Below are 12,907 nucleotides of genomic sequence, written 5' to 3'. Positions count from 1 at the left end.
TTTTTTTTACTAGCATCAAAATGTAAGTGACCCTTTAGGACTCAGTTACTTCGTGGGGATTTAACAAATTAAGCATACAGTTTAGTAACCCTTAATAAGTAAAAATTTACATCATCGACTCCTATGAATATAGCCCTGATTTTTTGTTTTGCATTGATTCAACACTCGCATTGGTCAGCCCCAGCATCTGTTCTGTACATGAAACCTGTCTATTATCCGTTTCGCAAAACCTGTCATGATCGGTTAATGAATAGATCATGATCAATTGATCAACGGATCATGATCGGTTAGTCAATGAATCATGATCGGTTGAACAGTCTATCATGATTCATTTTCTGAACAATGAAAATAATTAATCCTCTCTTTTCTTTGCATGAAACAAAGATAAAATGATGGTACTACAATAGTCCCACTAAATATCTTGTGATCCTAATTGTAGCATAAGCATACAAGGAGGTTATGGAACAACAGAACATGGAATAAAAATTGGAGTTAGTTACAGACTATATTAGGTTTTCTCATAATATTAAAACTTTAAATTTATAAAAACACTTGCACGTGATGTGTTGGGGCTTTTTTATTTTCTATGAAGGTTGATTTAATGTGAAGTGCAGTAATTAATAAACTTTTTTCTCCAATAACTTTAGCGAGTTATTGGAGATTTTTTTATACCATTACTTATGACTGCAGATGAAAAAATAGTCACATATTCTTATTGTAATTATATATTTTATAATGATATTTGCATGCATAAAGAACATCGCACAAAGATTATTGTTGGTATTTATATTAAAAATTTAGGGATATGCTTTACACACGAAAAAAAATAATTTTAGCTATAATTGATATTTTTGGTGGAGCAATAACCGCAAAACAATTGCAGAAATACCTATTTCTTTTTACAAGAAAGCAAGAGGTTATGTCATATAAATTTGTACCGTACCATTATGGTTGCTACTCTTTTCTTGCAAATGTAGATGTCGTATCTCTTGGGAAAGAAGGATATATAAATATAGCAGAAACAGATAAAGGGCGTTTCTTAACTGTTGATAAACAGAATCATTATATTAATGAGTTAGATATCTTTGACCAACAATCAATACGTGATTTAAAAAATGAATTTGGAAAATATACCCAAGAAGAATTAATTAGATATACATATATTCATTTCCCTTTTTATGCGATAAATAGTCATATAGCTTCAAAAATATTGAGCAATGATGAATTATTGAAAGTAGACAAACAAAGGAATAAAGATAATGCTCCTATGTTATTTACTATTGGTTATGAAGGTTTATCTATAGAAGAATATCTTGTAAAATTACTTATTAATAATGTTCGCATACTTTGCGATGTAAGAAAGAATGCGTATAGCCAGAAATATGGATTTTCTAAAGCTGTATTATCAAAAGCTTGTGATGGTATAGGAGTTAGATATATACATATACCTGAATTAGGAATAGAATCAAATAAACGACAGACTTTAAATAGTCAGAAAGATTATGATATACTATTTAATAATTACGAGAATTCTACTTTAAAAGATAATTGGACATATTTATTGGGAATTAAGAAGCTAATACAATCAGATAAGCGTGTTGCACTTACTTGCTTCGAAAAGAATCCCAAACAGTGCCATAGATCTCGAGTAGCAAAATATTTGATGACTTTACCAAACACAGACTATAAACTTAAAGAGCTATAATATGGCATTAACAAAAGTTCTAATATCTGTAAAAACATATCCAACATTAAGCGAAAAATACGATGAATTAGTCTGTACTGCAGGATTTTTAGAAGATGGTAGTTGGATAAGAATATATCCTATTCCATTCAGAAAGTTAAAATTTGATAGTCGTTATCATAAATGGCAATGGATTGAAATAGACTTGATTAAAAATACAAAAGATTTTAGGAAGGAAAGTTATAGGCCATTTAGTATTGATAGTGAAATAAATATACTTGATTCTATTTCAAGAAAAGGGAATTGGGCAGAAAGACGAAATATTGTTCTAAAAAATGTTCGTTATAATATGCAAGAGCTTATTGATGAAGCGCAAAACCCAGACATTGGAACATCTTTAGCAGTATTCAAACCTAAAAAAATAGTTAATTTTATTTGGAAAAGTTGTCAAAGAGAATGGGATTCTAAAAAGTTGGCAACGGTCTATGCTCATCAAAGTCAAATGACACTATTTGATGTTAATGAAACGAAAAGAATATTTAAAATAGTACGGAAGTTGCCTTATGAATTTTCTTATGTTTTCGAAACGGAAGATGGTAAAAAATGTACTCTTATGATTGAAGATTGGGAAATAGGGGAATTATATTGGAGATGTTTAAGAACTTCCAATGGAAATGAAATAGAAGCTTGCAAAAAGGTTAAAGAAAAATACCTTGAAACGTTCACATCTAAAAATGATTTATATTTTTTTCTCGGTACTACAAAAAAATTTCATAATTGGAGTACTAACCCATTTATAATAATTGGTGCATTTTATCCTCCCTTAGAGAAAGTAGATGCTCAGTTACATTTTGATTTTGATTAATTTCTTGGAATAGAGAGTACATAAATCAGATTATAATAAAAAAACTCGTATTATCTACATTACTGATTATTATTCCGATTATAAGTATATATTCTAATGACTTATACTTCCAAAGTGGATACATTTTATTTTTCGATTTAAAATGGTAGTTATGTAAATATAGAGGTAGCCGAATAAGCTACCTCTTATGATAAAAGATTGAATAAGGAGTGAGTGATTGTTGCCCACTTATTGCGAGCCCAATAGGTTTATAGAAAATCCATTATTGGAGTATATTCTTTCTTTCCACCTTTGCCAACTCTTTTATATGGACCTATTAATTTTAATGCTCTGTTAATTCGTGAGCGAAAATCAGTATAGTTGTTATATTCATCCATTATATTGAGGAGATAATTTTTTCCTCTGTATCTTTCTATAGTTTCCATTGCCTCAGGTTCTACTTTGACGCTATATAGTTTACCTACATTGAACCTTTTATACTGTCAATAGCCGAATTAAATATATAAAAAGGTATAAAAAAAGTAGTTAAGTTAATCCTTAACTACTTTTTTCAGTTGGAGCGGTAAGCGAGACTCGAACTCGTGACCCTCAGCTTGGGAAGCTTTTTTCTTCATATACCGTTATTTTCCAATATTTATCTTTATATTGATTTACTGCTGTTTACGAGTTTTACAGTGTTAAATCTTATCGTTACTTGTTCTTATATTGGCATATTTATCTATTTGTTTTCCCTATGTTTTCCCTATTTTAGAATTTAATTGTATGATGGTATGGCACATATTAACGATTATCCGAAATCAACTACAATATTTCCGTATAAAAACAGGAATATTGGAGTGAGTTTAATGAGAAAATACCGAAATGCTGATGATGCAATGGCTCATACTTATTGGCGAATAACCTTTAATCGCAAACATAAATACTATTCATCAGGATTTATGTTTTCAAAAAATGATTGGGATGATTTTGTTAATAGAGACCTGAGAAAGCACAAAGAGATAAAACTGACACTTCATCGCTATTTAAACTTTACTCTTAAACCTGCAATTGACAAACTTGCTGAAGCAAATGAATTCTCGTTTGAGGCGTTTGATGTAATTTTGAATAACTTAACATCAGTCAGTGTGAATGAAGCTTTTGAGAGAAAAATTGAATCGCTGGAGATGGAGTACAGCATAGGGAATGCTTCCATCTATCGGACAACGCAGAATGCGTTGAAACGATTCAAATATTACCAGACCCTCCGGAACAGAAAGGAGAAAGAAGAATTCATTCAAGTATGCACGAAAAACAAGTACAAATCGAAAGGAAAGAACAAGCTTGACATCCAGGTAAACATCCAATTCGAGGAATTGACACCCAGCTTCTTCAACGAGTGTGAGACATTCTGGAGAGAAACAGGTATCACCGATTCGACCATAGGGTTGTACATGAGGACCATCAGGGCATTGATCAACAACAAAGAGGGGGAGACCCCTTACATCAGCGAGAAGCATTATCCATTTGGCACGAAAAGGGGCAAGTACATCATCCCGGAAGGAGGGAGAAGAGAGATTTCTCTGTCGATTGAAGATATCTGGAGAATTGAGGACTTTGAGACCGATCATCCGCAGCTGTTGCTAGCAAAAGACATCTTCGCGTTCATGTTCTACTGCAATGGCTTGAACTTTGGAGATCTCTGCCGATTGCGCTATGAAAACATCGATGCACCATCCGGAGAGATTGTATTCCAAAGAAAGAAAACATTGCGAAAAGGGGAGAAACCGACCTTCATCTATGCTCCGATGCTTCCGCCGATGGTTGAGATCATCAACCGGCAGGGGAACAAAGAACAGGACGGGTATATATTTCCTTTTCTGAACGGCATTGAACCAACCATACAGAATGAAAGAAACATCAAACGTCAAATCAATTTTGCCCTGGATCCGATCAACTCGTCCTTGAAACAGATCGCGACAGCGCTTGAGCTGGATCCCAATATTTCAACTTCCTACACCCGAAACAGCTACATTTCCCATCTCGTGAGTGAGATGTTTGTCAATCCGATCATTGTAAGGAAAATGGTCGGACACAGTACGAAGAAGGATGTCACGGCCGGGTATGTGAACCTGACGGCCAAAAAAAGATTGGAGATCAATTTGAAGTTGCTGAATCCTGAGAAAAAATATGCTGCGATTATTTCAGGGAGAGTAATTTAGGATTTTAAAGATATTAGGGGCTTATTATTTTAACCTTTGGAGAGAATCTATTGATTTCTTTCGTTGTTTATCTAAATAATTGTTAGTTTTGCATCTATAATCCTGGTACTGATGAGAAACATAGGTTTCCGAGTTGCAGTAACCTTAACTGTCACATAAAAAGACTGTATACGCAATTGCATTAAAATACACAATTATTTATAAAGTATTAGTATTCTACGAATTAGCAAAACAAGGACGGTGGATATATGAAATATATACGCAATTGTGTTGCGTATATACAAATGTTACCATCAAGCTTAATTGGACATGAAATGACAACAGAAACAATTAATATTATTAAAAGCACACGCCGTACAGATTTGGATTGGCTGAGAGTTTTAGCTGTACTTTTATTAGTGCCATTCCATAGTGCTTTAATATTTATACCTGACCCCCAAGTGGTTATGTATGTAAAAGAGGGAATAAACAGTTTATTCCTCAATCGCTTTGCAGGATGGATACATCAGTTTCACATGCCGCTTTTATTTTACGTTTCAGGAGCAGCAACTTATTTCTCTTTGAAAAAACGTAAAAGTGGTCAATATATCAAAGAACGTTTTGTCAAACTTTTAATACCTGCTATTTCAGGATTAGTGATTATAATACCTCTAATAACATACATAGCACTGATAGCAAAAGGGAATTCTCTCAATTACTGGCAGCACTTTATTAATTTCTGGCAATTTGGGAATACTGATTTAACTGGAATGGATGGAAAATTCACACCTGCTCATTTATGGTTTCTTTTATTCCTCTTTGCTTTTTCTCTGATTGGTTTACTATTTTTCTCCATGCTAAAAAAAGACAAGAGTATAGGATTATTTAAAAGAATAATTGACAAAACAGGCATCCCAGTATTCATTCTTGTACTATTTTATTTATTAACGGCAGCATCAAACCTGAATATTCTCGGAGATAAAAATCCTGTTTACTATTTTCTGATATTTTTTTGTGGGTATTTATTTATGATGGATGACAGATTTCAGCATATAATAGATAAATACGTATGGCTCTTTTTGGTAACCGGAATTTCATGCGAAATAATTCGTCAGTTCTCCTATTCGTTCATCAGCAACGGAACTGTAGTTTTAATTTTAAGCAATTTAAACAGATGGATGTGGCTCTTATGTATTCTTGGTTTCGGTCATCGCAGTCTGAGAGCTAACAATAGTGTACTGAAATATTTATCGTCAGCATCATATCCATTTTATATATTCCATTTATTGTTGAATACGATTGTTGGTTTTTTCATTATAAAATTACCATTTGGTGCAGGAATCAAGTATTCCATAATTGTAGTATTGACCATTTTATCAACATTTCTTGTTTACGAGTTTGTAAAACGTATTCCTATTATTCGTTTTTTATTCGGAATAAAAAATGTAAAACCATGAAAGCCTGTTGGTAACAGCGTATATAATTAAGTGCGGTTTTGGTAGTGATAATCAGGGTTTCTGTCCCACTTCGGCTTCTGTGCTTCTCGACAGGAAAGCGCCACGCAATCTGCACCTAATCATATACGCCAACCGTTATGCCCAAGCTAAGACACGACAGCTACATATCTTCATATAATAGATTCAATAAAAGGATTTGGATTTAAATATAATGTAAAGTATATTTGTCTAATAGAATCAAATACTTTACATTTTAAATTAACTAATATGCATAAAAATCATCAAGACTTGCGTTTACTGCCGGTCCATTATAAAAAGGTTGCTTTTGGAATAATTACACTTAGTGTTTTATTCATTGTTTTGACAATTTCAAAAGTAATTACAGTTGACAAAGATATCGTAAAGATAATTTCAAAGACTGGAATTTTAGTCTCATTACTTCTACTCGCTTTGACAAAGAATAAAATAGAAGATGAGTTAACATCACGAATAAGATTAAAAGCATTTGCAAGTTCATTTGTTTTCGGAGTTGCATATGTAATTGTAGAACCATTTGTAAGTTTACTTTTTAAGGATGGTTTTCTTTCAGACAAAGGAGTAACAGAAGTATTAATTACGATGTTTCTGTTTTATTTCATGTTTTTTTATTCTATGTTAAAGAAACGGTAGTGAAGAATACTATAAAAATAGAAAGAGCTATTAAAAATATGACTCAAGAATCATTAGCAATAGAAATAGGAGTTTCGAGACAAACTATTAATTCTATTGAAAAGAATCGATATATACCATCAACAGTTCTTGCGTTGAAAATATCAAAAGTATTTGATAAAAGCGTAAATGAAATATTTGAGTTAGAAGAAGAAGATTAAAGCCAGGGCATAACAATGTATATACAAAATAGGCGAAATAGTACTAAATTCAAGGGTTGTAGCCCGCTTTAAAATTGTAGCGGTTTGAAAAGTTTGAAGCCCGCAATCGCCTACTTTGCATATACTAACCGTTATAAATTGCTCGGTATTTTGAGGGATAAAATTTTGTTTTTAAAAGCAATTGAAATAAGTATAAGTACAATACCGAAGATCATACCTGCAAAGAAAAGTTTGAAATTAAATCCGGTTGTTGGGGTGATTTTTTCTTTTTAAAGTGCGGTTTTCTACTTTCAATGCTTCAAGGGTGAATTCAAGGTTTTGGTTTTCCCTGGTTAGTTTATAAATCTCATTGTTGTACTCCTGTTCCAGGATCTCAAATTCTTTGATCGTTTTATCGATTTGACTTTTGGTTTGGGTGATCGTTTCACTTGCAATGGGATATTTACCCGTGTGTGGGTCGACCGGAGCCGCGGTGTCGTAGTTTATGGTGTGGCTTGAAGATTCACTCATCAACCGGGCATTCTCATCGCTGAGGCGCTTAAAATCGGTTTTGAGGTTTTCTACCTGGATCTCCTTTGCATGAAGCTCATTCTTTAAAGAGATCACAGCTGTACTGTCGATCTTTGTCACCACCTTTTCAGTGATGATTTGTTTGGGTTTGCAGCCCACCAGGAAGAGTAGGGTTGCTAAGAGCAACAGGACAACCGGTGCTGTTCTATTTGGTGCAACCACTGGTGCAATCACTGGTACAACCACTGGTACAAAAATTGGTGTAGCATTTGGTACAACAATTGTGAGTTGTGAAGCTGTAAGTTTGTGTTCGTTCATCATGATGCTTTACGGATTGCTTCCAGGAATTTGTAATGATAGCCGGCAATGGTGTGGGCGCTGTCGAGGCCGTTGATGATCCTGCGGGCACCGAAAGGATCATCGCGCTGGGGGTTGAAAAAGTTCTCGAGCGAGTACCCGGTGAAGTCGCCCCGGTTCGATTTACCCAGGACCATCCCCTCCACCAGGATCTGGGCGGAGATCTCGGGATCCAGTGCAAGCTCGGGTTGTTCCAGGAGCGGGAGGCCCATCAGATCACCCATTCGTTCGTAATTCTCATACCAGGTGAGCTGCACATCCCCACGGCCGTAGTAGATCTTGTCCGGCCAGGTGTAAGGCTGGCCATTTTGTTTGATCTTCTTACCGTAAGATTTACCAGCACCTTTCCCCCACTCCTCAATGGGTTGCATGGTATGCGCGGTCTCATGATAAGAAGTGGCCAGCATGTAAGCAATCCACTGGTCGACGGTCACCTCGAACTTGTCGAATGCTGCCAGCTTGTGGAGGATCCCCTCCCGCTGGCGGTCATTGAGCTTCCCGTGGAAGAGCAAACGATTGATTTCCTGAAAGAAAAGTTGCCGGTTCATGATATTTGGGAATTGAAATTGTGGGATTATTGTTGTTCCTCAACCCGTTTGAAAGTACCACGAGGTGGTAAACGGTTTGGACAATCTTCTACCAAGCAGTAGTGATCGTCCCCATCCTTGCGCCAGCGGATCTCCCGCTCTACCGTTTTCTCGAGACCGGTGATCCGTCGGTGATCTTCGGTGATTTGCAATTGAAGCAAGGCCAGATCCTTCTTCAGCTTCTCGTTGATGCCCTCCTTCTCCCTCAGGAGTCTCAGCAGTTCTTCGGAGTTGGATTTGTTGTAAGAGTTCATCTTCTCCATGTGGGCCACGGTGCGTTCCAGGAGACCCATCATCTCCGTCGCCGCAAGTGCATCCTCCCGTTTGGCGGAAGCCTCCGACTGGAAAGCCTCGCTCTGTTTGATCCGTTTGTTTTCCTTACGGTTCACCACAGCAGAGATCCATCCACCCAGGGCACCACCACCCAGGAAAGAGCTCAGCGTGAAAAGCCATTCGCCGTTCACCGGGAGAATATCAATCAACATACTCATCACCTTATCCATTAGAATCACCTGATCAAGAAGATCGTAGAGGGAAAAACGGAGCCGCCCATGGCAGGGCGGCTCCGAACAAAGATCAAGTCATCGACACCGTAATCCGGCCGGTGTAGACTGAGTTAGAGACAATCTTGCCATCCGCCGAAGTGAGCGCCAGGTAAGTATCTACCTGACCGCCATCCCATGCAGGAGGCACAGCCAGCGAACCACTGCCGTCAGCCCTGGTAGCCGCATTCATGTCGTAGGACGCCTCGCCGGTGACCGCGTTGAAAGCCAACAGGATCACCTTGTCGGTCGCGGCCGCGTTGTTCAGCAGGTCGGTATCCCACACGAAGGAGATGCTTCCAGCGGCACTGGATGCCTCAGCGTTGCCGGCACCGTAGAGCTCACCCGAGGAGATCTTCACCGCATCGAAGTCGATCTCGAAGTCGGGGAAGAGGCCGATCACCGCGTTTTTGACGTTGTAGGACATCGCCACGCTGAAGGCACTCTTGCCCGTACCGACGCTGCCTGCGAAACCCAACCGGATAATCGGGACAATCGTCTTCAACATCTTGCCTACGAGCGAGAATTTGTTCCGTTGCGAGACTTGTGCCTCGGTCCGCGGATTGTGCACGCTGGCAGGCATGCTTCTGATGTAATCGATGCCCCGCCAGGAAGCGCCGACCACGTTCCCCACCTTACCGGAGAACCCGCCTAAAATACCTTGTCTAATTGTACCCATGATAGATAAAATTTAAAACGTTAAACATATGGTTTACTAAGAGATGGTACGGACTTGGTACGGACTTGGTAGTATGGTGATTCAGAAATTTAGGGTTTACGGAATCGTAAACTGATGCCGGCCGGAATCAACCAGGCTCCAGGGCAGATACCTATCAGGCCATCTCCGGAAATAAAATTACTACGGGAAATCAAGGCACAATTAAACCGGTGAGGATTACGCTTTTATGCTTGTAAAAGCATTGGATTGCAGGGGAAAGAAAGGGTAAAATCTAACAATACTCTAACGATACTCTAATAATTTGGAGCGAAAAAAATGGAACTTCAATGGAAGTGAAAAATTTAGGATTAGAATCTTTTAATTCTAATTAATCGTCGATAATTAGAATTAGCGCGAACAGAAATAGATCGAAGGAATAAATGAAACCATAGCGATCAGCAAAGGGTGGCTTTGTAATCGGCAAGGTTTTCCGGTGAAATACGATTTCCGAAGAAGCGGAGCGGAGGCGGAATTGGAGATTTCATCGGAAACCCGGAGGGCTTGACCTTGTAAGATTACAGCGGAAGCCACCGTATCTTTGCGGGGGTTCATTTATGGGGTTGGAGGAACTAAAATCCGACAGTGAGAATTTCGTTGATGTCAGTAGTGAAGTGTTTGGAGAGGTGTTCCTGGCGCATCTTGTGTTTGCGGGGATCCTGGGTAGCGATGCGGACCACTTCCTTGTGGTACTTGTGATTTAGGCCGTCGATGGCCTCCATCAGTTTCTTGTGTTTGGGATCGGAGTTGAAGAAGAGCGAGGGTTGGAACTCGTTGGCATCTACAAAATCAGTGAACCATACCCCACCCCGCTTGAAATAGAGATACGGCTTGTAGATCTGTTTCAAAGCGATGTTGGCGAACTTCACCAGCTCGAGCGTGGAGTTGGTCGGGAAGGGAAGTTTGATCTGTATGGACGGGTAGTACTGTGTTTCGTGCTCTTTGAACCGGTTGGTTTCCAGGAAAACGATCATCCTTTTGCAGAGCGATCGCTGTTGCCTCAACTTCTCGGCACCCATGGCCGTGAAAGTGGTGATGCGCTCCCGCACCTCATCGAAGGAACGGAGATCCGTCTCGAAGGTGCGGGTGGTAGCGATGCTCTTCTTCTTTTCCACCGGTACCATCTCGAGCGTGGGGATCCCTTTCAGATCCTTTTGAAGATTTAAACCGACGATTGTCATGTTCTTCAGCACCCAAGATTCGGGGAGCTGCACAAAGTCGATGGCCTTGTTGGCACCGATGGCATAAAGCTTCTTCGCATTCCTTCTGCCCACACCCCAGATATCCTCCACCTTCAACCATTTGAGGGCTTTAATCCTTTTCTCTTCGCTGTCGATCACGTAGCTGCCACCGGTCTCCTTGGGAAACTTCTTCGAGATACGGTTGGCCAGTTTGGAGAGAGCTTTGGTGGGTGCGATTCCAATGCTGATCGGGATACCGGTACCCTTTTCGACACGAGACTTCATCTGCAGGCCATACTGTTGCAGGTCCACATTGAGGCCATCGAGATTCAGGAAGCACTCGTCGATGGAATAAATCTCCTGATCGGGTGAGAAATTGGAAAGCAGGCTCATCACCCTGCGGCTCATGTCACCGTAGAGCGGGAAGTTAGCGGAGAAGACTTTGACACTGTTCCGACGGAAAACCGATTCATGTTCGAAAGCCGGTGCACCCATCGGGATTCCCAGGCTTTTGGCTTCGTTGGATCGGGCAATCACACAACCGTCGTTGTTCGAGAGAACAACGATAGGTTTGCCGTTCAGCGAAGGGTTGAAAACCCTTTCGCAGGAGGCGTAGAAGTTATTGCAGTCGACCAGCGCGTACATCAGTGTTTGCGAATTGAATATTTGACAATGCCCCAGATCATCACCCCCTGATCATAGTTAACCTCGATGAGGGGAAAATCCTGATTCGAGGGTACCAGGAAGCACTTATTCTCTTTCACTTTGATCCGTTTCAAGGTGAACTCACCATTGATGAAGCAAAGGGCAATTTTGTTTTCCTCCCACTCCAGGCTCTTGTCGATGATGAGCAAATCACCATCGTTGAAATCGTTGCTCATGGAACTGCCGGTCACTCGGGCAAAAAAGGTGGTCTCCTTTTGATCGATCAGCAGCTCGTCGAGGCTGATGTAATCGTGGAAGAAATCTTCGGCCGGAGAGGGAAACCCAGCCTGGATATCCCCGATGTAGGGATATTTTTGCTCAGAGCTTTCAGGATGAATGAGTTCTATTTTCTGGGTGTTGAGTTCCTTTTGCATGGAGCAAATGTAGGGTTTTTCCACTGGACGAGATGAAAGATTTTCATTAAAAATGATTATTGAATTGGCGGAAAAACTGATCAGTTTTTCCTGCCAATTTCTACAAATTATTCTGTATCAAATGCTGCAAGTTGGATTTGGAAGAACAAGGAACAAACAAACGGGATTGGATCGAAAAAAGAAAACACACGTCGCGGAGCGACGTGTGTTCTAAGGTTTCACTGAGCACGGTAATTAAATATGGAAAAATGTTTTCAGGATGTGATTGGACTGGGTCGAACAGGAAATGCAGCCTTGAGCTGGAACGGAGCAATGGAAAAACGGGGGAGCGTAGCGACCTGTTTTTGCTTGCGGAGTGACGAGGCGCGAGCGACGCGAGTGGAGCGAAGGCGGTGGCATGAGGGAGCGCGAAGCCATGAGCGCTGGTGACGCCTGCTGATGACAGCCGGGGTGGCGGACTTTTTTGTGCGAGGGGATCCGCTTTTGGCAATTGCGAAGTGGGTGAGGAAGGTAAGCGGCAGAGGTATCATGATTTGGCAACCGCAAATTTTACCTGACGAACGGAACGAAGCATTTGCCATTGAACAGCTGTGCTGTGTGAATTGAGCGAACGAAAGAGTTGTTGAGCGAAGCATGAGCGAGCATAACGACTGAGAGAGCGAGGAATGAACACAGAAAGGGTATCGGGAGTGAATGGAGCAAACCAGGTGATTGTTGAAACGAAGCATGAGTGAGACATACACCAGATTTGCGGAATGAACGCTAACAGAGCGATGCGGTGTTTGTGCAGAGAACGCAGGCGATTATCCGACCCGAAGCATGAGGGCCGGTAATCGACGGAGAGAACGGAACAGACACGGCAATAGCGGTGGTGGTAATCGCGG

The 12,907-nt window shown here is 40.0% G+C and carries 14 protein-coding genes; 6 read left to right on the top strand and 8 right to left on the bottom strand.

Going from position 1 to position 12,907, the window contains the following annotated elements:
• The first annotated feature begins 805 nt into the window (after window positions 1–805).
• Window positions 806–1,705, top strand: coding sequence for a DUF488 domain-containing protein (locus JCM15092_RS11355; RefSeq protein ID WP_024994768.1), 900 nt, complete (start codon window positions 806–808; stop codon window positions 1,703–1,705).
• Between the two features lies 1 nt (window position 1,706).
• On the top strand, window positions 1,707–2,549 hold the full coding sequence (locus JCM15092_RS11350; RefSeq protein WP_024994767.1) for a DUF8758 domain-containing protein: 843 nt from the start codon (window positions 1,707–1,709) through the stop codon (window positions 2,547–2,549).
• 248 nt (window positions 2,550–2,797) lie between these two features.
• Here JCM15092_RS11350 and JCM15092_RS17250 read toward each other — a convergent pair whose 3' ends face one another.
• A complete protein-coding gene (locus JCM15092_RS17250; RefSeq protein ID WP_159101397.1) occupies window positions 2,798–2,974 on the bottom strand; it encodes a hypothetical protein in 177 nt (58 codons plus the stop codon).
• Window positions 2,975–3,319: 345 nt separating this feature from the next.
• Here JCM15092_RS17250 and JCM15092_RS11340 point away from each other — a divergent pair, with 345 nt between their 5' ends.
• The 4 genes from JCM15092_RS11340 to JCM15092_RS11325 all read left to right on the top strand — a co-directional run bounded on the left by JCM15092_RS11340 (window position 3,320) and on the right by JCM15092_RS11325 (window position 7,052).
• Window positions 3,320–4,747 (top strand): tyrosine-type recombinase/integrase, encoded by a 1,428-nt coding sequence (locus tag JCM15092_RS11340; protein WP_148296655.1) that lies wholly within the window; start codon window positions 3,320–3,322, stop codon window positions 4,745–4,747.
• A gap of 314 nt (window positions 4,748–5,061) precedes the next feature.
• The gene (locus tag JCM15092_RS11335) at window positions 5,062–6,183 is read left to right on the top strand and encodes an acyltransferase family protein (protein WP_159101395.1); all 1,122 of its coding nucleotides are present in this window, start codon (window positions 5,062–5,064) and stop codon (window positions 6,181–6,183) included.
• 267 nt (window positions 6,184–6,450) lie between these two features.
• Entirely contained in the window at window positions 6,451–6,852 is a 402-nt protein-coding gene (locus JCM15092_RS11330) for a hypothetical protein (protein ID WP_024994764.1), read from the top strand.
• The gene (locus JCM15092_RS11325; protein ID WP_024994763.1) at window positions 6,852–7,052 is read left to right on the top strand and encodes a helix-turn-helix transcriptional regulator; all 201 of its coding nucleotides are present in this window, start codon (window positions 6,852–6,854) and stop codon (window positions 7,050–7,052) included. The genes JCM15092_RS11330 and JCM15092_RS11325 overlap by 1 nt, the downstream gene beginning before the upstream one ends.
• A 237-nt stretch (window positions 7,053–7,289) precedes the next feature.
• Here JCM15092_RS11325 and JCM15092_RS11320 read toward each other — a convergent pair whose 3' ends face one another.
• The 7 genes from JCM15092_RS11320 to JCM15092_RS17110 form a co-directional block, all read right to left on the bottom strand.
• Complete coding sequence (locus JCM15092_RS11320) at window positions 7,290–7,883, bottom strand: hypothetical protein (protein ID WP_024994762.1); 594 nt, start codon at window positions 7,881–7,883, stop codon at window positions 7,290–7,292.
• Window positions 7,880–8,467 carry a glycoside hydrolase family 19 protein gene (locus JCM15092_RS11315; protein ID WP_024994761.1) on the bottom strand — a complete coding sequence of 196 codons (588 nt, stop codon included), beginning with the start codon at window positions 8,465–8,467 and terminating at the stop codon, window positions 7,880–7,882. The genes JCM15092_RS11320 and JCM15092_RS11315 overlap by 4 nt, the downstream gene beginning before the upstream one ends.
• A gap of 26 nt (window positions 8,468–8,493) precedes the next feature.
• Complete coding sequence (locus tag JCM15092_RS11310; RefSeq protein WP_024994760.1) at window positions 8,494–9,009, bottom strand: hypothetical protein; 516 nt, start codon at window positions 9,007–9,009, stop codon at window positions 8,494–8,496.
• 73 nt (window positions 9,010–9,082) lie between these two features.
• Window positions 9,083–9,727, bottom strand: a complete 645-nt coding sequence (locus JCM15092_RS11305; protein ID WP_024994759.1) for a DUF6266 family protein — start codon at window positions 9,725–9,727, stop codon at window positions 9,083–9,085.
• A gap of 608 nt (window positions 9,728–10,335) precedes the next feature.
• A complete protein-coding gene (locus tag JCM15092_RS11300) occupies window positions 10,336–11,589 on the bottom strand; it encodes a Y-family DNA polymerase (RefSeq protein WP_024994758.1) in 1,254 nt (417 codons plus the stop codon).
• On the bottom strand, window positions 11,589–12,023 hold the full coding sequence (locus JCM15092_RS11295) for a LexA family protein (RefSeq protein ID WP_024994757.1): 435 nt from the start codon (window positions 12,021–12,023) through the stop codon (window positions 11,589–11,591). Before JCM15092_RS11295 ends, JCM15092_RS11300 begins: the two co-directional genes overlap by 1 nt.
• 526 nt (window positions 12,024–12,549) lie before the next feature.
• Entirely contained in the window at window positions 12,550–12,762 is a 213-nt protein-coding gene (locus tag JCM15092_RS17110) for a hypothetical protein (RefSeq protein ID WP_148296654.1), read from the bottom strand.
• Between the last annotated feature and the right edge of the window lie 145 nt (window positions 12,763–12,907).

It is taken from the genome of Phocaeicola paurosaccharolyticus JCM 15092 (genome assembly GCF_000613805.1).
GTDB classification, from domain to species: domain Bacteria; phylum Bacteroidota; class Bacteroidia; order Bacteroidales; family Bacteroidaceae; genus Phocaeicola; species Phocaeicola paurosaccharolyticus.
The sequence above is the reverse complement of the archived record's forward strand: the minus strand, read 5'-3'. Positions and strand labels throughout refer to the sequence as shown.

What these genes read in the sequence shown, in the direction of transcription:
- JCM15092_RS11305 (WP_024994759.1), bottom strand. Translation starts at nt 9,727, where the DNA reads ATGGGTACAATTAGACAAGGTATTTTAGGCGGGTTCTCCGGTAAGGTG.
- JCM15092_RS17250 (WP_159101397.1), bottom strand. Translation starts at nt 2,974, where the DNA reads ATGGAAACTATAGAAAGATACAGAGGAAAAAATTATCTCCTCAATATA.
- JCM15092_RS11295 (WP_024994757.1), bottom strand. Translation starts at nt 12,023, where the DNA reads ATGCAAAAGGAACTCAACACCCAGAAAATAGAACTCATTCATCCTGAA.
- JCM15092_RS11315 (WP_024994761.1), bottom strand. Translation starts at nt 8,467, where the DNA reads ATGAACCGGCAACTTTTCTTTCAGGAAATCAATCGTTTGCTCTTCCAC.
- JCM15092_RS11355 (WP_024994768.1), top strand. Translation starts at nt 806, where the DNA reads ATGCTTTACACACGAAAAAAAATAATTTTAGCTATAATTGATATTTTT.
- JCM15092_RS11320 (WP_024994762.1), bottom strand. Translation starts at nt 7,883, where the DNA reads ATGATGAACGAACACAAACTTACAGCTTCACAACTCACAATTGTTGTA.
- JCM15092_RS11300 (WP_024994758.1), bottom strand. Translation starts at nt 11,589, where the DNA reads ATGTACGCGCTGGTCGACTGCAATAACTTCTACGCCTCCTGCGAAAGG.
- JCM15092_RS11340 (WP_148296655.1), top strand. Translation starts at nt 3,320, where the DNA reads ATGGCACATATTAACGATTATCCGAAATCAACTACAATATTTCCGTAT.
- JCM15092_RS11350 (WP_024994767.1), top strand. Translation starts at nt 1,707, where the DNA reads ATGGCATTAACAAAAGTTCTAATATCTGTAAAAACATATCCAACATTA.
- JCM15092_RS17110 (WP_148296654.1), bottom strand. Translation starts at nt 12,762, where the DNA reads ATGTCTCACTCATGCTTCGTTTCAACAATCACCTGGTTTGCTCCATTC.
- JCM15092_RS11330 (WP_024994764.1), top strand. Translation starts at nt 6,451, where the DNA reads ATGCATAAAAATCATCAAGACTTGCGTTTACTGCCGGTCCATTATAAA.
- JCM15092_RS11310 (WP_024994760.1), bottom strand. Translation starts at nt 9,009, where the DNA reads ATGGATAAGGTGATGAGTATGTTGATTGATATTCTCCCGGTGAACGGC.
- JCM15092_RS11335 (WP_159101395.1), top strand. Translation starts at nt 5,062, where the DNA reads ATGACAACAGAAACAATTAATATTATTAAAAGCACACGCCGTACAGAT.